A 20,733-nucleotide genomic window follows, 5' to 3' on the forward strand; every position below is an offset into this window, starting at 1 on the left:
GTATATTATACTATATAACACGATTATGATTCAAGAGTAATTTTGCCATGGAGGAAACCGGGCCCGGCTGCCCGCAGGCTTATTTCCGCACAAGGCGGCGCGGGCTTGTGCTTTCTGTCAGGACGGAAACAATCAGGCAGGCGATCCCCAATCCCAGCAGAATATCCCCCACGCTGATAAAGCTGCCGATACAGGGGACCGGCACGGGGATCACGTCGCCCAGAAAATAGAGCCTCGCTCCGCCGGTGGCGACAAAATAGTTGGCTTTTTTCGCGTAGACGGCTTCCGGGGTCATACCGGGGAACATCGCAAGCGCCGAAGGAGATACCGGCATGCGGAAATTGTTGCACACAATGACAAGCAGGTTGCAGAGCGTGCCGGCTCCGGCAAGGATCACCGCGGTCAGCCGGCGCCGATTCAGAATCAGAAAGACAATAATACACAGATAGCTGATCCCCGTAAAAAGCCACGGAACCTTCGCGGCAAAGTCGGGGAACCGGGAAAACGGAAGTTCCGCCAGCAGGCCGGCCACAGGAAGCCACAGGCCGCGGACGAAGGAAAGATTGCCGTATTGATTTTTTACGCCCCTTATATGGTTGACGGCAGTCGCAATCAGAAAACCCGCCAGCACAAAAACAAATAATACCATTCTTAATCTCCGGTTCTATGAAATGACGCCCTGCTCGCGGAGGACCTCCAGAAAAGCGCAAACCACCTTCGGGTGGAACTGTTTTCCGCTTTCCTCTTTTAGAATTTCCACCACCCGCTCCACCGGCATGCTGGCGCAGTAGGGGCGGTCGCTGGTCATGGCGTCGTAAGCGTCCGCCACGCCGATAATATAGACCGCGGTGGAAATCTCCCCGCCTTTTGTATGGTCCGGGTAGCCGCCGCCGTCATACCGCTCGTGATGGTGGAGAATCGCTTCGCGGATCGCGTCGTTCAGCTTTACATTTTTCAGAATGGACGCGCTGATCTGCGGATGCGTCATAATAACGGCGCGTTCCTCCGGCGTAAGCGGGCCGGGCTTATTCAGTATTTTTTCGTCGATACCGATTTTGCCCACGTCATGCAGAAGGGCAGCCACCTTAATGTCGTCGATATCGCCCGGATGATAGTGCATTTTCCGGGCGATCATTTCCGCATATTCCTCCACGCGGTGCGCGTGGCCTTCGGTATACTTGTCCTTTGCCTCCAGCGCGGCCGTCAGGGTTTTGACCATATTGTAATAGTTCGCCTTCGCGTCAAGATAAAGGACAAAGCTGTAGCGTGCAAGAAGCAGAGGCAGCATAATAAAAAGAACCAGATATACTCCGTTCTCCATTCCGAGAATTCTTGCAATAAAGTATGCGATGGGCTCAGACGCTGCAAGGTTAGGCAAAAATTCCCATAAATTTTTTAAAAGGGAGGGAAAAAAAGGCCCCTGTCCGTTTAGGGAAAACAGCATCAATAAAAGGCCGCAATTTAAAAGTATAAATGAAAAAGCTGCCGCCACTGAAGGCAATAGAATTTGCGGCAGAGAAAAATCCCCGACAACACCTCCTGCCTTTTGATACAAAACGCCCGCAGTGAAAACTGAAATTGCATAATTTCCGGCATTAAACGCCGTTTTAATCGGCGCGCGGTTAAAAATATGAATGTAAGCCTTCTCACCAGTGTTTTTGGGCGTAACAATAAAAGGCATACTGATCATAACCATCGCGGTAGAAAATATAGGGCCAAAGCAAAAAATCGAGGCCAGATTACAGACAAATGACATATCAATGGTATAATCATCGCGAATATAAATAGGAAGGCAGCGGCAGATAATATACAAAAAAGACAATACAAAAAATTGTGCTAATTTTTGTTTAATATCAACGCCGCTGAAAATGCTGTAAAAATAAATATAAACACAGTATGAGCCAAGTGAAATACCGATTGCTGAAACTATGTAAGCATATATTTTTGAAGAGCGGCTCATATGTACCTCCTTTTTTATAAAAAAATCAGGTTTGCAAAGTTATGTATTAACTATTACGCCCAGGAAAAACCTGCGCCAGCAGTTGCGATTACAGACAATACAGACAGTAATGCAAACAGAACTTTTTTCATTGAATATAGCCCTCCGTAAAACAATCTCTGTTCTCCGCTGAATAAACAGGCTATATCCGCTACGCTAATGGATCTGGCTGCAAACCTGATTTTTTCCAAATGAAATGCGCTAAATGCTGGAAATTCTGCGGTTCAGCGCGTCAAGAGTGGCTTTTACGACCGCATAACCGGCATCGTCGCCGACAAAGGAGCTGCCCAGATAGCGCTCTACGCTGTTTCTGAATTTGACCGCAATACAAACGGCAACCGCTTTCCCTTCGGTAAGGTCAAACAGCTTTACATCTATAGGGGAAAGCGACATATCCGGCTCTATAAAGTTAGTAACCGCATTCAAAGTCGCCTGGCAGATCATTTTATTGACGTCCACACTGTCATTTAAGGCGGAGGCTTCCCCGCTGAAGGTGGACTCTCCGTCGCAAAGGGAAACGGCAGCCGTAGAACGGTTCTTGCTCTTTGCAATGCTGATCTCTTCGAAGACGAGCCTGTCCTTTATTTTCTGGCTGTTTTCCGATGGAATCTGAGCGATACTGATCAGCTTATGGTCAATCGTCGTATTGAACTGTACCAGGATGGCGGACTGTATGTCACGCGCGATCTGTTTTGGCGAGCGGCTCATATCGGAAAGCACATGAATTTCAGTGATCGCGTCACCGGACTGGACAATACTGGATTTGATTACGCCCGGCAGCTTGTCTATCAGATCGGAATATTCTTTTGTGACTGTGCTTTGACTGTTCTCCATTTGAGAACCCTCCGTTTTTTAAACTGTCTGTGCAGAAATATCTGACCATCTGCGCCATGGGATTGAATGAAAGCGTTTTCTACATATTCATTCAAATTATATTAAATTGCATTCTGTTTATCAATGCCTTTTGGAAATATTTTGAAAATGATTTACTAAAATTTATAAAAAAATATCCCGCGGTAAAGCCCGCGGGATGTACGGCAATGGCTGCGGTTTCTTTCGGAACAGGAAAGGCCGCCACCGATCAGGTTTTTTTAACAAATTCCGTCCGGCACACGGGACAGGTGATGCTGATTTTTCCCTTCCCTTTCGGAACGCGCAGGATATTGGAGCAATGGGGACATTTATAGTACCGGTGGGTCTTTCTGTCCCTCATCCTGTACGCGGTGTTATGCATCCGGTTCCGCAGCCGGTAAAACGTGCGGCGAAAGCGTTCCTGAACGGGGCCCCACCATTTCAGAAAACGGGTGTTTTCCTGATACCGACTGCTGATATTTTTTGAAAACATTCTGTAAAAGCAAAACACAAGAGGAACATAGGCCAACAGCAGCAAAACCGGCAGCCTGAAAAGCTGCGCGATCAGGGACAGCAGCACATAGAACACCGCCAGCGCAACGGAAAACTGGTCGGTGCCGTACCTTCCCATCATCATTCTTCTGAACCAATCCATCGGGCAATCCTCTTCCTTCATGGTACGTCCGGCAGGATTCCCAGCGTACCTCAATACTATGATTATAGCTCATGAGGATGAAAAATATCTAAATAAACCGTAAACTTTTTAAGCAAAGCGTACTTCCGGCATGGCGGCCAGCTCAGAAACCGTCGTGCTGTGCAGGTCAGCCAGGCGTCCGTCGGCCAGCCGGGCCCTTCCGTCCGCGCCGACAAACAGATCCGTTCCGCACAGGATGGTGTTTCCGATATACCGTTCATCCCGGTCCAGATCAAAAACGAACAGCGGCCCGCCCTTCTTCCCGCGTTTGGAACAGACGTATTTGTAAATCCTGTCCTCCAGTTCCCCGTCGCCGCGCCCGGCGCTGACATAGCAGCCGAAAATACAGCCGCAGTCAATCATCCGCTGCCGGAATTCCTCGGAGGTCAGCCGCTGCGCATTCTCGCCGGTATATCCGACGTGGAAACCGTAGAAGCATTTTCCCGCGTGCAGCTGCCGCAGCGCACAGTTTGCTTCATCCTCCCCACAGCCCGCAGACATATCGACGGACAGAATCAGGTTCGGCGTTCTCATCAGCTGTTCCTTATTCCGGTCAAAGATAAAGTTGGGCGTCACCGCCGCAAAAAAGCAGCATTCTTCATGATTTTGGCAAAGCTCCAGAATCTGCCCCAGCCGTTCAGTGGAATCCCCAATCTGAAAAACATAGGTATAGATGCCGAGGGAAACGGCGTCTGAAACGATTTCGTCCACCCGGCGCAGCCCCAGCGAATCCGCATGGTCCGGACCGCATTCAAACCGCAGCAGCCACGGGAGTTTTCGCTTTACGGCGGCTTCCTTCGTCCGAAGGATCTCCGCCCCGTAATTCAGGCAGCTGTACCCGAAATTCAGGCTGACGGTTTTGACCGTCTCCGCGTCAACATTCCGGATCATATTCAAAATCAGCTCATAGTACGGATTATCGGGATTTTTTAAAACCTCATGAGCAATTTCAAAAAAATGCTTTTGAGCCACCGTTTTTGAAAAATTGTCGCCCATATCCGCCAGATTGCGGATACTGCGCCGGGGGTCGGACCGGATATCCCGGATTGCTTTTTCTATGACCGCGCCCACGGCGGTACGCATCATCTTATGTCTGTATTCCATTTTTTACGCTCCGTTTGCAAACCGATATTTTTACGGCATCCGCCGGCTCCGGATAAAAGTTTCGCTCCCGAAAGAAAGTGCCGGTAGTACCACTATAGAATGGATCCCCGCGGAATAAAATAGACAGTTTCAGGTTTTGTCCTGTTTTTCGACAAACAGGGGAATATGTCTAAGGAAAGGAGGGGCTCCGGTAAGGCTTCACCGGACCCACGCCAGGGGGAATTTCTCATACAAAAAAGCCGCGGACACAAGCGGTATCCGCGGCTTTTCCCGAAAGGCGCATGTCCTTTTCTGCGGTATCCCTACAAGGTGAGCGCGGCCGTCTTTCCGCCGATAAACCGAAGCAGCTCCCGCGGCGCGACTTCCACCTGCGCGCCGATTTTTCCCGCGCTGACGATGATGGCCGGCAGCTGTTCGCAGCTGCTGTCAATCACCGTTTGGAACTGCTTTTTCATCCCGACGGGCGAACAGCCGCCGCGGATGTACCCGGTCACCTTGTTGATTTCGTCCACATGGATCATTTCCACCGATTTTTCGTCCACGCTTTTGGCGGCCGCTTTCAGATTCAGCTCCTGCGCGACGGGGATGACAAACACGAAATATTCCCGGCTGGCCCCGCGGGTCACCAGCGTTTTAAAGACCCGTTCCACGTCTTGCCCCAGCTTGTGCGCCACGGAAACGCCGTCGATCTTTCCGTCCTCATGGTCGTAAAAATAGTGGTTGTACGAAATTTTTGCCTGATCCAGAATCCGCATGACATTCGTTTTATTGTTGTCCTTTGCCATTCTCAATCTGCCTTTCGCCGCCGTAACGGAATTACTGCTCTATTTTCCATTTGATTCCCTGCGGAGTATCCTCCAGAACCACATGGCGGGCCTTCAGCTCGTCGCGGATTTTGTCCGCGGTCGCCCAGTCCTTGTTCTTTCGGGCCTCTGTGCGTTCCGCAATCAGCTTTTCAATTTCCTCATCGAGCGCAGATTCGTTTTTGACATAGAGCAGGCCGAGCACGTCGGCAAGCTCCTGGAACAGGTTCAGCGCGAAACGGCACAGCTCCTTTGACGGCGCGGTGGAAACGTTCAGGCTGGAATTGATGTCGCGCGCCAGATCGAACAAAGCGGAAAGCGCGTCGGCGGTGTTCAGGTCGTCCTCCATCGCTTCGATGAAGTGGTCCTCATACTCGCTCAGCCTGCGGCGGACGTCGTGCTCGCCCTGCTTTTCGCCGGAGGGCGCGTGCTCCATCAGGAATTTCAGGTTGTCGCGGCAGTTGTAAAGCCGTTCCAGCGCCGCCTGGCACTGTTCGATAACCTCCGTGCTGTAGTTGATGGGCGTGCGGTAATGCGAGGCGACCATCAGGTAGCGGATCGGCTCATAGCCGTACCGCTCGGCAACGTCGCGCACCGTAAAGAAATTGTTGAGGCTCTTGCTCATCTTGCGGTTGTCCACATTGATGTAGCCGTTGTGCATCCAATAATTGGCGAAAGGCGCATTGTTACAACATTCGCTCTGCGCAATCTCGTTCTCGTGGTGAGGGAAGATCAGGTCCTGACCGCCGCAGTGGATATCGATGGTTTTGCCCAGATAGCGGCGCGCCATGGCGGAGCACTCGATGTGCCAGCCGGGCCTGCCCTTTCCCCAGGGAGAAAGCCAGCTGGGTTCGCCCGGCTTGGAGCCCTTCCAGAGGGCAAAGTCCATGGCGTCCTCTTTGATTTCCCCGGTGGCGATGCGCGCGCCGGCCTGCAGGTCCTCCAGCGGCTGGTGGGAAAGCTTGCCGTAGCCCGCGTCCTTTTTGGTGCGGAAATACACGTCGCCGTTTTCAGCGGGATAAGCGTAGCCCTTTTCGATCAGATCGGAAATAATGCTGATAATCTCGTCGATATTCTGGGTCGCGAGCGGATGGATGGTCGCGGGGCGGACGTTCAGCCCCTTCGCGTCGGTCTTATACTCCTCGATATACCGTTCGGAAACCGTCAGGTAGTCCGTGCCCTCATCCTTTGCCTTGTTGATGATCTTGTCGTCGATGTCGGTAAAGTTCTGGACGAAAATCACCTTCATGCCGCGGTACTCAAAATAACGGCGCAGCACGTCAAACACACAAATCGGCCGCGCGTTGCCGATATGGATGTAATTGTACACCGTAGGGCCGCACGCGTAAATTTTGACTTCCCCCACAGTAAGCGGAACGAACTCTTCTTTCTGTCGCGTCAGCGTGTTATAAATTTTCATCTTCTTTTTCCTCTCTTTTTCCGAGCGCTTCTTCAAGCAGATTTTGTATGTTCTTCAATCTTACTTCCATCTGGCAAAGCTCCTGCGCAACCGGGTCCGCAACATGGATCTGGTCCAGATTGCACGGCCTGACGCCGTTCAGGCGTACAATCCGCGCCGGTACGCCCACCGCCGTGGCGTTGTCCGGCACCTCGTCCAGCACCACCGCGCCCGCCGCCACACGGGCGTTGTTCCCTACGCGGAACGGGCCGAGCACCTTCGCGCCCGAACCGACCATCACGTTGTCGCCGAGGGTGGGATGGCGCTTGCCGTGGTCCTTGCCGGTGCCGCCGAGCGTCACGCCCTGGTACAGTGTGCAGTTGTCGCCGATGACGGTGGTTTCGCCGATCACCACGCCCATGCCGTGGTCGATGAACAGCCCTTTTCCGATCTGCGCGCCGGGGTGGATCTCGATCCCGGTTTTATGCCGCGCCCGCTGCGATAAATACCGCGCGATGAATTTCATGTTACGCTGGTAAAACCAGTGCGCCCTGCGGTAGGCACGGACCGCCTTGAAGCCGGAATAAAGGAAATACACTTCCAGCCGCGACCTTGCCGCCGGGTCGCGGTCCATCACCGAATCAAGTTCTTCTTTCAGATTGTTAAACATACCTGCCTCCAATAAAAAAGCCGCCCACGTCCCCAAAAAGGGACGGAGGCGGTCATTGTACCGCGGTTCCACTCCGTTTTATCACTATATCAGCGGTTAACGGCGCCGGCCGTGCGGAGATACTGATTTCCCCCCGCCTGCTCACGGATGCATTTCGCCGCCTGCCCTGCAAAAAGCGCTTCCAGCCCCGGCGCTTTCTCTCTGATGCCCGCACTGCGGTTACTTCTTCCGCTCAACGCATTTCAATCGTACTGATAATATAGCACGATTTTCAAAGAATGTGACAATAGTATATACCAAAATATTAGTGAAGTAAACCCCCGTCAATGCCATGCTTTATCATATCCCTTTTCGGGGAGCTTATTTTGTCGTATTGATGACCCCGATATTCTGCACAATATAAATCACGCCGGAAAGCAGCGCGAAGAAGGTCGCGATCAGGATCAGGGCGTAGCCCACACCGTCAAAAACCGCAGCGCCCGGCACCCCGCCGAAGGTAAAGGCGGGAATCCATCCCATGGAAACCAGCTCCTCCGCGTACTGGAAAACCAGAATGGCGACGATCGCGATGATCTGGCTGACCGTCTTTGTCTTGCCCCAGTTATTGGCGGCGATCACAACACCGCTGTCCACCGCGACCAGCCGGATGGAGGTCACCATAAATTCCCTCGCGATAATCAGGATCACGCACCAGGAAGCGGCCAGCCTGAGGTCGACAAAACAGACGAGCGCAGACACCACAAGGATCTTATCGGCGAGCGGGTCGAGGAATTTCCCGAAATTCGTAATCTGGTTGTTCTTGCGGGCCAGCTTTCCGTCGTAGTGGTCGGTCAACGCCGCGCCGGAAAACAGAATCGCCGCCCAAAGATAATGGTGCGGAATCCGGGGGATCAAAAGCACCGCTACAAAAAAAGGAACCAGAACAATGCGCAGAACGGTCAGTTTATTCGGCAGGTTCATTTTCTCTCCTCCTCAAGTATGATTTCTCCGGTCAGGTCACAGTCGACGCATTCGGTTATTTTCACATCCGCAAAGCTTCCGGTTTTCGGCCTCGCACCCTTTGCGGTAAAGAATATTTTTCCGTCTATGTCGGGAGAATCGGCGTACGAGCGGCCGAACCAGCACCCGGCGCAGCGGTCGAACCCTTCCACCAGCACGCGGTAAGTCTTTCCGACCTGCTTTTCGCCCCACTCCTGCATGATGTTCATCTGGTCTTCCATAATCCGTTCCATCCGGCGGCTTTTCACGTCCTCGTCGATCTGGCCGGGCATTTCCGCCGCGGCGGTGCCCTCCTCCTGCGAATAGGTGAAACAGCCCAGCCGTTCAAACCGGATTTCGCGGACGAATTCCGCAAGCTCGGTAAAGTCCTCCTCGGTCTCGCCGGGAAAACCCGTAATCAGCGTGGTGCGCAGCACCAGGCCGGGAATTTTCTCCCGCATTCTGCGGATCAGGGCGGTCAGCGCCGCGCGGCTTCCCGTGCGGCGCATCGCCTTTAAAAGCCTTTCGCTGCAGTGCTGGAGCGGCAGGTCCATATAGTTCACGATTTTCTCTTCCTGCGCAATGGTGGTGAGAAGCTCGTCGGTGATATAGTCGGGATAACAGTACAGCACGCGGATCCAGGAAAGGCCGCCGATCTTGCACAGCTCCCGCAGCAGCTTCGGCAGCCGGAGCTCCCCGTAAAGGTCCCAGCCGTAACGGGTGGTGTCCTGCGCGATCAGAATCAGTTCCTTTGCGCCGCCGCGGACAAGGTCCCTCGCCTCGCTCAAAAGATCCTCCTCCGTCCGGGAGCGGTAGGGCCCGCGGATGAACGGAATCGCGCAGTAGGCGCAGCGGTTGTCGCACCCTTCCGCGATTTTTAGGTAAGCGAAATATCCCGGCGTGGACAGCCGGCGTTCGCCGCTGAGCGGCAGAAGCGTCTTTTCCGGAAAGCTTTCCACCTTGACGCCGCCGAGGGCTTTTTCAATCACCGCGGCAATGTCGCCGTCCGCGCCGATGCCGGCGACGGCGTCCACCTCCGGCAGCTCCTTCAGGATTTCCTCCCGGTAGCGCTCGGCCATACAGCCGGTAACGACGATCGCCCTGATTTTTCCCTCCGCCTTCAGCCTGGCAAGCTCCAGAATCTCTTCGATGGATTCCTTTTTCGCCGCGTCGATAAACCCGCAGGTGTTTACGATTGCGGCGTCCGCAAGAGCGGCGTCGTCGCGGATTTCATAGCCCGCCTTCTGCAGTGCGGCCATCATCATTTCGCCGTCCACCTGATTTTTGGCGCAGCCAAGGCTCACCAGTCCTACACTATATGCCATCTATTCGTCCTCATTTTCAAATTGATTGATCGCGGCGCGGATATCGTCCCAGCCGTAGCCGAGTCTTTGCAGCGCGGCAATGCTCCTGCGGCGCCCCTTTTCGTCACCCAGAAGCCGCCCGTACTTTTTATCGAGCAGTTCCCGGATCTTCTCCACGGGATCGGGGGCTTTTTCTTCCAAGATCTGCTGTACAAGCTCTTCTTCAATCCCTTTTTGCAGCAATTCCCGCCGCACGCGCGAAGCGGAATAGCCTTTGCGGCGAAAGAGGTCGGCCGCCAGGTCCCGCGCGTATTCCCCATCGTTGACAAGGCCCAGTTCCGCCATATGCCGGGCCGCCGCCTCGGCGGCTTCCCGGGTGGTGATCCGGCTGATCTTATCGGCAAGCTCTTTCTGCGAATGGCTCCGGTGTTCCAGCAGAGAAAGCGCCTTTTCCCCGGCGCGCCGGTTGTCGCTCTCCAGAATCAGCCCGTGCAGCTGATCGTCGTCGATTTCGCGGCCGGGCCGAAGCCCCGACCTCAGAAGCGTTTCCGTGTCGATATTCGCAGCGAATTCTCCGTCCAGAAACAGCGCGGAAAGCCCCTTCCTGCGCGGTTCCACCGCTGTAATCAGCATCAGTCGTCCGCGGAGATGTCAATGTTCGCGGAACGGCCCCGGCTGCTCGTTTTCGCGGGCGCGGGGGGCGCGACCTCCACCGGCCTGACGGCGGGGGCCGCCGGAGCGGTCTTCGTGTAAAGCTTCCCCACGTTCTCCTTGACAAGGGCTTCCACTTCATTTGCAATATCGGCGTTTTCCGCCAAAAACGCTTTCGCGTTGTCGCGGCCCTGTCCCAGCCGCGTTTCCTTGTAGGAGAACCACGCGCCGCTCTTCTGGATGACCTCCAGCTTGACCGCAAGGTCCAGCAGCTCGCCTTCGCGGGAAATTCCCCTGCCGTACATCACGTCAAACTCCGCCTCGCGGAACGGCGGGGCGATCTTATTTTTTACGACCTTTGCGCGGGTGCGCGAGCCGATCATCTCGGTGCCGTTTTTCAGCGTTTCGATTTTGCGGATATCGATTCTTACGGAAGCGTAAAATTTCAGCGCACGGCCGCCGGGGGTCACTTCCGGGCTGCCGTACATCACGCCGACCTTTTCACGCAGCTGATTGATAAAAATGGCGACGCAGCTCGATTTGGAAATCGCGCCCGCCAGCTTGCGCAGGGCCTGGCTCATCAGGCGGGCTTGCAGGCCGACGTGGCTGTCGCCCATTTCGCCCTCGATTTCGGCGCGCGGCACCAGAGCCGCAACAGAGTCGATGACGATCACATCGATCGCGCCGGAGCGCACAAGCGCCTCCGTAATTTCAAGCGCCTGTTCGCCGGTGTCCGGCTGCGAAACCAGCAGGGAATCCACGTCGACACCCAAAGCGCGGGCGTACACGGGGTCCAGCGCGTGTTCCACATCGATAAACGCCGCGTTGCCGCCGTTTTTCTGCCCCTGTGCGATACAGTGGAGGGCAAGCGTGGTTTTACCGGAGCTTTCCGGTCCGTAAATCTCGGCGATACGGCCGCGCGGAAGGCCGCCGATCCCCAGCGCAAGGTCCAGCGACAGGGAGCCGGTCGGGATGGCTTCCACATGCATGGCCTCATTCTGGCCCAGACGCATGACCGCGCCCTTTCCGAACTGCTTTTCAATCTGTGCCAGTGCCGTTTCAAGCGCCGCGTTTTTATCTGTTGTCGCCATTTTTCCCTCCGGTTTATGACAGGCCGCGGCTGTGCGGATTTCCCCGCCGTGCGGCCTCAAATTTTTTATCATCTAAGAAAATTATATCGTATTTCCTGCCGAAAATCAAGACAGGGAAAGAAAAATTCGAACAAATGTTTAATTGCTTTTCCGGATACCCGCGACGACCCGGTCAAAGCCGTTAAAGTCTTTGACCACCCGGATTTCAGACAGGCCGGCGTTTTGGAAAAGGCGGGCCACCGGTTCGGCCTGCCCCTCGCCGATCTCCACCGCCGCCGCGCCGCCCGGCTTCAGCTTCGGCAGCCAGAGCGAGGCGATCGCGCGGTAAAACAGCAGGCCGTCCTCTCCCCCCAAAAGCGCCGTGCGCGGTTCCCGCCGCACCTCGGCCTGGAGCGTCCGCAGTTCGCCGGCAGCCACGTAGGGAGGATTGGATACGATACAGTCAAAGGAAGCGAACCGCGCCGCGCTTTCTGGATTTAAAACATCCGTTTGTACGGATTTCACCTGTCGGAACCCCGTATTTCTGATATTGAGATCAAGATAGGAAAGCGCCTCGCCGTAAAGCTCCGCCGCGAGTACGGACGCGCCCGGAAAGAGGGATGCAAGCCCCAGCGCCACCGCGCCGCTTCCGGAGCAGAGGTCGATAATTTCCGGGCTTTCCCCGCCGCGGAGCAGCTCCGCCGCCGTCTGGACCAGAAGCTCGGTTTCCTCCCGAGGAATCAGCACGCCTTCGCCGACCGCAAGCGTAAGCCCCAGAAAGGGCCAGCTGCCCAGAATATACTGCAGCGGCCTGCCGCCCGCGCGTTCGCGCGAAAGGCGGAGATATTCCTCCGCCTTCTGTTCTTCGGCCGGTTCGGCGGCATGGACGATTCTCTTCTGGCGGTCAAGGCCGAACACCTTCTCAAACAGGCAGGAAGCGTCGAACGCGGGGCTTTCAATCCCCGCGCCGGCCAGTATGTTTTTTCCCATCCGGTATGTTTCGCCCAGTGTCAAGCTGTCCGCACCCGCTTTGTCCTTTATTCGCCGATCTTGATTTTGTCCTCGCCGTTTTCCGGAATGACCTGTTTCATGGCTTCGATCGCCACCTCGATCATGCTGTCGTCCGGTTCCTTGGTGGTAATCCGCTGTACCCACAGCCCCGGGGCGGCAATGACGCGCGTGAAGGCGTTGTCGTGACGGCCGCACAGGCGGATAAATTCGTAGCCGACGCCGACGATGAGCGGGACGCACAAAAGCTTGACCACCGTCCTGACAAACGGGTTGCCGAACGGAATGAAGAATCCCACGATAATGCTCAGGAGCAGCATAATGACCAGAAAGCTTGTCCCGCAGCGCGGGTGGAACCGGCTGTGCTTACGCACGTTTTCGACGGTGAGCTCCTCGTCGTTCTCATAGCAAAAGATGGTTTTATGCTCCGCGCCGTGATACTGGAAAAGCCGGTGGATTTCCGGCATGCGGGAGCAGAAATAAACGTATCCGATAAAAATCGCAATGCGCATGACGCCCTCGGCAAGGGAGCGCCACGGCGCTATGGACGGGCCGGCCGCGTAGTCGCGGACCAGATTGAAAAGGATCGTCGGCAGAAAGAAGAACAGCCCCACCGCCAGCAGAAGGCCCAGCACGGTGCTCGCCACCATAATCGCGTTCATCATTTTATCGCCGAAGGTCTTTTCGACCCATTTGTCAAACTTGGACGGTTCCTCGTCCTCTTCCAGACCTGCCTTGTCCACGGAATAAGAAAGCGCCTTGTACCCCACGGAAAGCGAATCGATAAAACCCGCGATTCCGCGCAGCAGCGGCAGGCGCAGGATGGAATATTTATCCCGCATCAGGCTGGCGCTCATTTCCTGCGTGGAGATGGAACCGTCGCTCACGCGCACGGAGGCCACCGTTTTTTTCGGACCGCGCATCATGATTCCCTCCACCAGCGCCTGTCCTCCGATGGACGTGATGCATTTCGTCTTTTCTCTACCCATTCTTTTCGGAATTCCTTTCTTCGTTCATTGTCTCGTCGGTCTGCGGCTGGGTTTCCAGCTGTTTTAAGGTCGGTATAAAGATGGTGACGGCGGTCCCCACGTTTTCATGGCTCTCGATCTCCAGGCTGCCGGAGTGGAGCTTCATGATCTCGTCGGCAAGCGCAAGGCCGATTCCGGAACCGCGTATGGTCTGATTCGCCTTGTAGAATTTCTTTTTCACCTTTGGAAGATGCTCCGCCGGAATCCCGCAGCCGTTGTCGCTGATCACGACGCGGATAAACCCGCCGGACTCCGTCGTGGTCACGCTGATGGTGCCGCCCTCTTCAGTATATTTCAGGGCGTTGTCAATGATATTGACAAACACCTGCCGCAGGCGGTTGATGTCGCCCAGAACGGGCGAAAGCATGGCGGGTTCCTCGTAAAGCAGGAATTTATGTTCCATATTGGCGCGTTCGCTGAACATATAGACCGCTTCGCCCAGCTCGGCGAGAATGTCGATCTTATCCATGGTCAGCGTCATGCGCCCGCTCTGCATCCGGGAGAAGTCCAGAAGCTCCTCCACGATCCCGGACAGGCGCTCCGATTCGCGGATAATGATGCCCATGCCGCGGTCCAGCGTCTCCTTGTCGTTCCCGCCGCCCTGCATGGTTTCCGCCCAGCCCTTGATGGCGGTCAGCGGCGTGCGCAGCTCGTGGGATACCGAGGAGATGAAGTCGTTTTTCATTTTTTCGGCGGCGCCCAGCTCATCGGCCATGTCGTTGATGGTGTCGCAGAGCTGACCGATTTCGTCGTCGTTGCTTTTTTCTATTCTGGCCTTAAAGTCACCCTGCGCGATCCGCTTGGCGGTCGCGCCGATTTCCTTGATCGGCGTAATAATCGAATTCATAAAATAATAACTCGAAACAATCACGAACAGAATGATCAGAAGCCCCGCGAGGATCAGGGACCCCAGAATAATGGCGACCTGCTTGTCGGCTTCCTCCAGCGAAACCACATAGCGGATGGCGCCCACAAAGCCGCCCTCGTTGTTGCGCATGACGCGCGTAACGGCCATCACCTTTTCCCCGCTGGTCAGGCTGCCCGTCCAGGTGCCGTAGCCTCCCGTGCTTTCCAGCGCCAGCTTATAGTCCGGCATGGGCTGGCTTTCGTCCGGCGCAAAGCCCACCGAGGTAATGATGATCTTTCCGTTGGAGTTGAACACCATCAGCTCCATGCTCTCTTTATTGGGGAAGTTTTCCACATAATTGCGGGCGGCGGTGCTGAATTCCTGCGGCGATTTCCTCCCGTAGTCCGCGAACACGTTGGTCAGCTCGTCGGAGCGGCTGCTCAGCGCCGTCTGGATTCCGTTGTACACATAGCCGCGCACAACATAGGAAAGGACGAGAATCAAGGTAACCAGAATGAGCAGAATGACACCCAGACTGTTTAAGAGCCAGCGCCTGGTAATGCCGTTCGTTCTCATGCCGATTTCCCCTTTCCTTAACGATCGTTAGTCTGCCCCGGGAAGGCTATGCCTCCCACTTGTACCCCAGCCCCCAGACCGTGACGATGTGCTTGGGGTTGGAGGGTTCGTCCTCCACCTTCATGCGCAGGCGGCGGATGTTCACGTCCACAATCTTCTCCTCGCCGAAATACGCGTCCCCCCACACATGCTTTAAAATATCGGAGCGGTCGAGCGCGGTGGCCGGATTGGAAAAGAAATACTCCATGATCTGAAACTCCACCTGCGTCAGCTCGATCGGCACGCCCTTCTTCATCAGGGTGCGGTTGCGCAGGTTGAGCGCGAATTCCCCGGAGCGGATTTCCTCCTTGAAGTTGTTTTCGTTCCTCATCTGCTCCAGCGCGACGCGGCGGTACACCGCGTCCACCCTGGCGACGAGCTCGCTGGGGCTGAACGGTTTTGTCACATAGTCGTCGGCGCCCATCATCAGGCCGCTGACCTTATCCATTTCCTGTGTGCGCGCGGTCAGAAGGATGATGCCGATGGAGCCGCTTTTCTGCCGCAGCTCCTTACAGACGGCAAGGCCGTCCCTGTTGCCGGGCATCATGATGTCCAGCACCGCCACGTCGATATTGCCCGCTTCCCGGTCGTAAACCGCGAGCGCCTCGTCCCCGCTGGCCGCTTCAAAAGCATTGTAGCCGGCCCGTTTCAGATTGATTACTACAAATTCCCGGATTGCCTGTTCGTCTTCGGCAACAAGGATATTTTTCATACCCGTTCCTCCATTATCCTGATTTAATCCTGGCTGATCAGCTCAAAGCTGTTTTTCACGTCGCCGATGCTGAGGGAAAGCGCGTCGTCCGGCGACGGGGAGCTGGCTGCAAATACCAGATTGTCAGAGTCAAGCAACTTGTAAAAGCCGGCCGTTCCTGTGCCGCTGTCCCATTCCTTCTGAGAAAACGCCTGAATTTTCAGAAGCGCCGGGCCGAGGGTCCCCGAATTTTTCCCCTTCGCATTCCACCGGTAAAACGTAATCATACGCGTCACGGTATCCGTTTTGGTGGTCACTTTGCCGCGCCACATGTCCGGTACCAGAAACCAGTAGCCGTCGGAATAATTCAGGACCATGCTCATCACCCGGACAAACGTGTTGGTCTGGGTGTCGTAACGGTGCCAGTTGGTAATATAGTCCGCGTCATCCGTTTTCTCACCGTTGTGGCCCGGCATCAGGCTGACGATCGGAACTTCTATGATTTTATCGCCGTTGATATCCTTTGAAACAACGGACGTATTGCGCATCGTATAATTGGCCGTCTGCGTTTTCACGTCGTAAAACGGGGATTTCAGGCGCTTTGTCTTCTGGTCCCAGTATAGGAGCTCCGTCACGAGGGAGCCCTCGTTTTTGATCCCGTCCAGAACAATGCCGTTCTGACGCTCGTTGATCAGCCCGGCCTTCACGGAGGCGTATTTCGTGACGCCGCCGTCCATACGGCAGGAGCCCATTACCTCCACGGCGCCGTCCTTGACCCGGAACAGCCGGGCAAGCGCGGGCTGGTCGCCCACGCTGGTGTTGGCGGTGAAAATCTCGTCCCTGCCGTCGCCGTCAAAATCCATTACCGCAAGCTCGGTATAGGTCTGTTCCAGCTTCAGCTCGTTCATTTTCCCGTTTTTATAATAATAGACGCAGATGGTGCTGGTATTGTTCAGGCTGCTGCCCCAGCCCACGACGGCCTCGCTCTTTCCATCGCCGTCAAGGTCGCCGAAGCAGACTTTGTCCACCTGGGCGGCGGGATTGCTGAAGAAGCCCATATCCACCCATTTTCCGTCCTTTTTCATGAACATGATGTTGGTTCCGGAGGTCTCGTCTTCCTTCTGGTAAATCGCCATGGCCTCGTCGTTTTTATCGCCGCACAGGTCGTGCGTGATAATCGCGGAGCGGTAGTCCCCGCTTTTCGGATATTTCAGCGTCATCTTCCCGTCGGTTTTGCTTTCCAGCAGCGCGTGAATATCCGCTTTTTCCCCGGTCGGTTTCGGCGGGTGCATCAGCGTCTGGGCGTCAAGGCCGATAAAGGAGCAGCCCGACAGGGTCACCGCCATTACAAGCGCCATCGCAACGGCTCTCAGCTTCATTTCACCACGCCTTTCTTTTTTATATTGATTATTTATTATATCATTATATACCAAAAATGAACAGTATCAATTATGTTACGAAAAGCGCGCCGGGCAAAGCTCGGCGCGTCAGCTTGTCGATAAAGTCGCTTTTTGCTTTTTGGCTTCCTCTTTGAGAGAGTCGTCACTCCCTCCGGCGCGCCAAACACGCCACCTCCCTCACGGAGGGAGGCTCCGGCCCCGCGCGGTTTTTTCGCCGGTCCGGGACGGCTATCTGTAGGAGTTTTTCAGTATCGCAAGGCTGTCGTCCCTGGAAAGCGGCACCGGGTCGACCTCGAAAAGGCCGCCCATGGTCTCTCTCGCGTTCGCCTCGTATTTTTCCAGATCCTCCGGCTTGATTCCGTAATCGCTCATCTTCAGGCCGCCGACGCCGCAGGCCTGCTGCAGCGCGGCCAGCGCTTCGACAAAGTCCGTCGGCCTGGAAGCATCCGTTTTCCCCAGCGCCCTGGCCATGGCGGTCATGCGCTCCGCGCAGGCCGGGCATCCGGCAAAATGCGTATAGTACTCCCGGCTGATCATAATCAGGCCCGCGCCGTGCGGAAGGTTCGGATGGAACGCGCTTAGCGCGTGCTCCAGCGAATGCTCGGAGGTACAGCCGGAGGTCGACTCCACCATGCCGGACAGCGTGTTCGCGAGCGCGACGTCGTCCCTTGCCGCCGCATCGTCCCCGTTTCTGACCGCCGCCGCAAGGCTTCTGCCGATCAGCTCAATCGCCTTCAGCGCGTAAATGTCGCTCATGGCGTTCGCCGTTTTGTTCAGGTATCCCTCCGTGCTGTGGAACAGCGCGTCGAATCCCTGATAGGCCGTCAGGTGCGCGGGAACGCTCATCATCAGTTCGGAATCGACAATGGACAGGACGGGAAAAGTCTTGTCATAGCCGAAGCCGATCTTTTCATTGGTGTCCGTCTTGGTCGTGACCGTCCACGGGTCCGCCTCCGTACCGGTTCCCGCGGTTGTGGTGATCGCCACCACGGGCAGCGGGTCGTTCGGGACGGGCAGCCCCTTTCCGCTTCCGCCGGACACATAGTCCCAATAATCGCCCTCGTTGACCGCCATGACCGCGATGGCTTTGGCCGCGTCTATGCTGCTTCCGCCTCCCAGACCGATGACAAAATCACAGCCGTTTTCCCGCGCCGTGCGGGCGCCTTCCATCACATGCTCCCTGATCGGGTTGGGAAGGATCTTATCAAACAGCCTGTGCTCCACACTGGCCTTGTCAAGCTGTTCCTCCAGCCTCTGCAGATAGCCGAACTTTTTGACGGAAGTCCCGCCGGAAGTGACGATCAGCGCTTTTTTCCCCGGCAGGACCTGCCGGCTTAAACGGTTCAGCTGCCCTCTGCCGAACAGAATGCGCGTGGGAATATAATAGTCAAACCTTTCCATAACAACGTTCTCCTTCTCTGATGATTTTTTACTGATTTTATGTTAAACCTTCAAGTACGCTCTAAGTCAATAGTAAAAAAATTTATAAGAATTATGCCCGGACTTTTATTAAAAAAATCAGGGCGCCGCGGGGATTCAGCAAACCCCTGCGGCGCCCTGTAAAGAACGCGCTTTTTCAGCGTGAAGGCAGCGTCATACGGAAATCCAGATTGTAGGGCGGGTCGAGCGTGGCCCGCGCTTCGTCCAGAAGCGTTCTCCAGTCCGACTCCCCCCTCTGCCGCGCCAGCCGCACGGCCTGCGTCATGAACCAGGTGTCGAGCAGCATGGTCTCCCCCTCCCGCATCACGGCGAAAGGAAAAGCAAACTGTTCCTTTAGAAAATCCCACTTCTCCAGCTCAAAGGCGGCGCGCATGGTGTTCAGCCGCACCCGCTCCCCGGCCTTCAGCGAATCCGGAAGCGCGCAGTAGCAGTCCCACGCCTTCTGCCAGCGTCCGGCCTTTGTGAAGATGTCGATCGCGTCCTGCGCCATGACCTCGGACTGTTCGGCGCCGCCCAGAGCCAGCGCCTGTTCCATATAGGAGCAGGCCGCTTCCAGCCGGTTGTCCTGCACCATGGCCTGCGCCAGATTCCGGCAGCAAATCGCGGTGGGACAAATGGCAAGGGACTGCTCCATCGCGCCGATTCCCTCCCGCCATTTGCCGCTCTCGTAAAGCATCAGCCCCAGGTGAAGCAGCGCCTGTGCGCTTCTGTTTTCCTCTTTTTTTAGAGAAGCGGCCAGAAGCGCCGTCCAGCGGGAATCCGTCATCCAGGAGACGGGCAGTCCCTTTTCCTGTTCGGGCATCCGGCCCGTCTGCAGCAGGGCGAGCCACGGCGCCTGCTTTTCGCCGAGCGTCTCCTTTGGGAAAACGAGGCCCTTCGGAATCATCTCCGGATCGCGGGCAGCTTCCAGCGCGCCCCAGCCGCTGCCGAAATGCAGCACCTCGTCCGGCGGGGTATCCTCCAGCGCTTCGCAGAGGCTGTCCGTCCGCAGCAGCTCTTCCCCGCTCAGGCGGCTGTCGATCAGGCCGTGAATATACTGCTTGGAGGCTTCCCAGTCACCAAAGGCTTTCTGTGTGTCGGCCTCCATCCCGCCGAAAACCTGTGTGAACCGCACACAGCCGTTCGGCCCGATGTCCCCGCCGTGCACCTGCGAAGGGGATAAGCCCGCCTGAATCTCAAGGTAGTTCCCTTCCCCGTCCCGCGAAAGGAAGTCCTTCCAGTGGCAGCCCCCGCGCTGCATGCCCCAGCAGAACATTTTCCGGTAGCACAGCGCCGCGGTGGAGCGTTCCCAGAACGCGGAGCCGTCGTCGTACACCGCCGCCTCCCACGCGTCGGACAGAGCGTGCCGGTTCTGGAAGAAATATTCGCTGGAATACGTGAGGTTCTGCGGATAGCTCGCGTCCAGCCCGTTCAGGCTTTTCAGATACGGCATGGTGTCGTGGGCAAAGCCGTGGGCGGAATTCTGCGAGCCCATGGTTTCCGGCCGGATGCAGATGACCCCGTCGCTCTGCGACAGGACGCGGACATTCCGTTCCTCGCGCACCGCGATATTGGTCCACCAGTAAAGCGGCACCGCACGGGGCTGCGTATTGAGGATTTTCACATGGGCGAACAGCCGGTCGGAATCCTCCGGCAGGTGGAAATCGATCTGCAGGAAGAAGCATTTCTGCCGCTCGTACTCGTACATGCGCAGAAACGGCTCCCCGTCCTTTCCCGTGCATCGGGCGAAAAACATCGGCTCGCAGGTCAGGCAGGTGTGGCCGAACTGCCCCAGATTCCACTCGATGCCGCCGGAAAACCACGCGTTGCGGATCGCAAGGTTGGCAAGGCGGAAAACCGGGTTGGAAAACAGGAGCTCGTGTCCCGCCTTTTTGTCGAAAAGCGACCACAGCCGCCCGCCGAAATCGGCAAGGAAGACAGCGCGCAGAAAATCGTTCTCCATAACGACGGTTTTCAGCTCCCGCGGCTTCAGGTCTCGGTGAAAGCTGTCCTGAACCGTATAGGGCAGCTCGCGGAAACCGGTCTGGTAGGCGAAGCCCTTTTTCTCGCTTTCCAGCAGGCCCGCGTCGATCAGGGGCTTCTCCTGCGCGCGGTCGCGAAAGCGCGGCAGAGGATTGCCGTTTTTCAGCGCGGCGCCGGGTATTTTCAGCAGCGACGGATAAATTTTCAATCAAAACGTC

General features: G+C 56.0%; 19 protein-coding genes and 1 other annotated feature. All 19 genes read right to left on the bottom strand.

Annotated features, from left to right (window positions below; genetic code table 11):
- Positions 1-79: 79 nt before the first annotated feature.
- Positions 80-649, bottom strand: a complete 570-nt coding sequence (locus ACRQV7_RS14235; RefSeq protein WP_444658719.1) for a DUF5317 domain-containing protein — start codon at positions 647-649, stop codon at positions 80-82.
- A gap of 15 nt (positions 650-664) precedes the next feature.
- Positions 665-1,321 (bottom strand): HD-GYP domain-containing protein, encoded by a 657-nt coding sequence (locus ACRQV7_RS14240; RefSeq protein ID WP_444658721.1) that lies wholly within the window; start codon positions 1,319-1,321, stop codon positions 665-667.
- Between the two features lie 879 nt (positions 1,322-2,200).
- The gene (locus ACRQV7_RS14245; protein ID WP_275713307.1) at positions 2,201-2,833 is read right to left on the bottom strand and encodes a hypothetical protein; all 633 of its coding nucleotides are present in this window, start codon (positions 2,831-2,833) and stop codon (positions 2,201-2,203) included.
- 247 nt (positions 2,834-3,080) lie between these two features.
- Complete coding sequence (locus ACRQV7_RS14250) at positions 3,081-3,506, bottom strand: hypothetical protein (protein WP_444658723.1); 426 nt, start codon at positions 3,504-3,506, stop codon at positions 3,081-3,083.
- Positions 3,507-3,614: 108 nt separating this feature from the next.
- A complete protein-coding gene (locus ACRQV7_RS14255; RefSeq protein WP_444658725.1) occupies positions 3,615-4,649 on the bottom strand; it encodes a hypothetical protein in 1,035 nt (344 codons plus the stop codon).
- A 302-nt stretch (positions 4,650-4,951) separates the two neighbouring features.
- Complete coding sequence (ybaK, locus tag ACRQV7_RS14260) at positions 4,952-5,434, bottom strand: Cys-tRNA(Pro) deacylase (RefSeq protein ID WP_444658727.1); 483 nt, start codon at positions 5,432-5,434, stop codon at positions 4,952-4,954.
- Between the two features lie 31 nt (positions 5,435-5,465).
- A complete protein-coding gene (gene cysS / locus ACRQV7_RS14265) occupies positions 5,466-6,872 on the bottom strand; it encodes a cysteine--tRNA ligase (RefSeq protein ID WP_444658729.1) in 1,407 nt (468 codons plus the stop codon).
- Positions 6,859-7,521, bottom strand: coding sequence for a serine O-acetyltransferase (cysE, locus tag ACRQV7_RS14270; protein WP_038325983.1), 663 nt, complete (start codon positions 7,519-7,521; stop codon positions 6,859-6,861). The genes cysS and cysE overlap by 14 nt, the downstream gene beginning before the upstream one ends.
- A 41-nt stretch (positions 7,522-7,562) precedes the next feature.
- Positions 7,563-7,766, bottom strand: a binding site (T-box leader).
- Positions 7,767-7,881: 115 nt separating this feature from the next.
- A complete protein-coding gene (gene pgsA / locus ACRQV7_RS14275) occupies positions 7,882-8,481 on the bottom strand; it encodes a CDP-diacylglycerol--glycerol-3-phosphate 3-phosphatidyltransferase (RefSeq protein WP_444658731.1) in 600 nt (199 codons plus the stop codon).
- Positions 8,478-9,824, bottom strand: a complete 1,347-nt coding sequence (rimO, locus tag ACRQV7_RS14280) for a 30S ribosomal protein S12 methylthiotransferase RimO (protein WP_444658733.1) — start codon at positions 9,822-9,824, stop codon at positions 8,478-8,480. The genes pgsA and rimO overlap by 4 nt, the downstream gene beginning before the upstream one ends.
- Complete coding sequence (locus tag ACRQV7_RS14285) at positions 9,825-10,436, bottom strand: regulatory protein RecX (RefSeq protein WP_444658735.1); 612 nt, start codon at positions 10,434-10,436, stop codon at positions 9,825-9,827. It lies immediately after the preceding gene.
- On the bottom strand, positions 10,436-11,545 hold the full coding sequence (gene recA / locus ACRQV7_RS14290; protein WP_444658737.1) for a recombinase RecA: 1,110 nt from the start codon (positions 11,543-11,545) through the stop codon (positions 10,436-10,438). The genes ACRQV7_RS14285 and recA overlap by 1 nt, the downstream gene beginning before the upstream one ends.
- 138 nt (positions 11,546-11,683) lie before the next feature.
- Positions 11,684-12,514 carry a peptide chain release factor N(5)-glutamine methyltransferase gene (gene prmC / locus ACRQV7_RS14295; RefSeq protein ID WP_444658739.1) on the bottom strand — a complete coding sequence of 277 codons (831 nt, stop codon included), beginning with the start codon at positions 12,512-12,514 and terminating at the stop codon, positions 11,684-11,686.
- Positions 12,515-12,561: 47 nt separating this feature from the next.
- Positions 12,562-13,521 (bottom strand): DUF1385 domain-containing protein, encoded by a 960-nt coding sequence (locus tag ACRQV7_RS14300; protein WP_444658741.1) that lies wholly within the window; start codon positions 13,519-13,521, stop codon positions 12,562-12,564.
- The gene (locus ACRQV7_RS14305) at positions 13,514-14,983 is read right to left on the bottom strand and encodes an ATP-binding protein (RefSeq protein WP_444658743.1); all 1,470 of its coding nucleotides are present in this window, start codon (positions 14,981-14,983) and stop codon (positions 13,514-13,516) included. The genes ACRQV7_RS14300 and ACRQV7_RS14305 overlap by 8 nt, the downstream gene beginning before the upstream one ends.
- A 46-nt stretch (positions 14,984-15,029) precedes the next feature.
- On the bottom strand, positions 15,030-15,734 hold the full coding sequence (locus tag ACRQV7_RS14310) for a response regulator transcription factor (RefSeq protein ID WP_275713287.1): 705 nt from the start codon (positions 15,732-15,734) through the stop codon (positions 15,030-15,032).
- A gap of 23 nt (positions 15,735-15,757) precedes the next feature.
- Positions 15,758-17,092: an FG-GAP repeat domain-containing protein gene (locus ACRQV7_RS14315; RefSeq protein ID WP_444658746.1), complete on the bottom strand. Its 1,335-nt coding sequence runs from the start codon at positions 17,090-17,092 to the stop codon at positions 15,758-15,760.
- Between the two features lie 249 nt (positions 17,093-17,341).
- Positions 17,342-18,514, bottom strand: coding sequence for an iron-containing alcohol dehydrogenase (locus tag ACRQV7_RS14320; protein ID WP_444658748.1), 1,173 nt, complete (start codon positions 18,512-18,514; stop codon positions 17,342-17,344).
- 175 nt (positions 18,515-18,689) lie between these two features.
- Complete coding sequence (locus ACRQV7_RS14325; protein ID WP_444658750.1) at positions 18,690-20,723, bottom strand: DUF5107 domain-containing protein; 2,034 nt, start codon at positions 20,721-20,723, stop codon at positions 18,690-18,692.
- Positions 20,724-20,733: the final 10 nt, after the last annotated feature.

This window comes from Caproiciproducens lactatisolvens, from assembly GCF_052443335.1.
GTDB lineage: Bacteria > Bacillota > Clostridia > Oscillospirales > Acutalibacteraceae > Caproiciproducens.

What these genes read in the sequence shown, in the direction of transcription:
- ACRQV7_RS14235 (WP_444658719.1), bottom strand. Translation starts at nt 649, where the DNA reads ATGGTATTATTTGTTTTTGTGCTGGCGGGTTTTCTGATTGCGACTGCC.
- ACRQV7_RS14240 (WP_444658721.1), bottom strand. Translation starts at nt 1,321, where the DNA reads ATGGAGAACGGAGTATATCTGGTTCTTTTTATTATGCTGCCTCTGCTT.
- ACRQV7_RS14245 (WP_275713307.1), bottom strand. Translation starts at nt 2,833, where the DNA reads ATGGAGAACAGTCAAAGCACAGTCACAAAAGAATATTCCGATCTGATA.
- ACRQV7_RS14250 (WP_444658723.1), bottom strand. Translation starts at nt 3,506, where the DNA reads ATGGATTGGTTCAGAAGAATGATGATGGGAAGGTACGGCACCGACCAG.
- ACRQV7_RS14255 (WP_444658725.1), bottom strand. Translation starts at nt 4,649, where the DNA reads ATGGAATACAGACATAAGATGATGCGTACCGCCGTGGGCGCGGTCATA.
- ybaK (WP_444658727.1), bottom strand. Translation starts at nt 5,434, where the DNA reads ATGGCAAAGGACAACAATAAAACGAATGTCATGCGGATTCTGGATCAG.
- cysS (WP_444658729.1), bottom strand. Translation starts at nt 6,872, where the DNA reads ATGAAAATTTATAACACGCTGACGCGACAGAAAGAAGAGTTCGTTCCG.
- cysE (WP_038325983.1), bottom strand. Translation starts at nt 7,521, where the DNA reads ATGTTTAACAATCTGAAAGAAGAACTTGATTCGGTGATGGACCGCGAC.
- pgsA (WP_444658731.1), bottom strand. Translation starts at nt 8,481, where the DNA reads ATGAACCTGCCGAATAAACTGACCGTTCTGCGCATTGTTCTGGTTCCT.
- rimO (WP_444658733.1), bottom strand. Translation starts at nt 9,824, where the DNA reads ATGGCATATAGTGTAGGACTGGTGAGCCTTGGCTGCGCCAAAAATCAG.
- ACRQV7_RS14285 (WP_444658735.1), bottom strand. Translation starts at nt 10,436, where the DNA reads ATGCTGATTACAGCGGTGGAACCGCGCAGGAAGGGGCTTTCCGCGCTG.
- recA (WP_444658737.1), bottom strand. Translation starts at nt 11,545, where the DNA reads ATGGCGACAACAGATAAAAACGCGGCGCTTGAAACGGCACTGGCACAG.
- prmC (WP_444658739.1), bottom strand. Translation starts at nt 12,514, where the DNA reads ATGGGAAAAAACATACTGGCCGGCGCGGGGATTGAAAGCCCCGCGTTC.
- ACRQV7_RS14300 (WP_444658741.1), bottom strand. Translation starts at nt 13,521, where the DNA reads ATGGGTAGAGAAAAGACGAAATGCATCACGTCCATCGGAGGACAGGCG.
- ACRQV7_RS14305 (WP_444658743.1), bottom strand. Translation starts at nt 14,983, where the DNA reads ATGAGAACGAACGGCATTACCAGGCGCTGGCTCTTAAACAGTCTGGGT.
- ACRQV7_RS14310 (WP_275713287.1), bottom strand. Translation starts at nt 15,734, where the DNA reads ATGAAAAATATCCTTGTTGCCGAAGACGAACAGGCAATCCGGGAATTT.
- ACRQV7_RS14315 (WP_444658746.1), bottom strand. Translation starts at nt 17,092, where the DNA reads ATGAAGCTGAGAGCCGTTGCGATGGCGCTTGTAATGGCGGTGACCCTG.
- ACRQV7_RS14320 (WP_444658748.1), bottom strand. Translation starts at nt 18,514, where the DNA reads ATGGAAAGGTTTGACTATTATATTCCCACGCGCATTCTGTTCGGCAGA.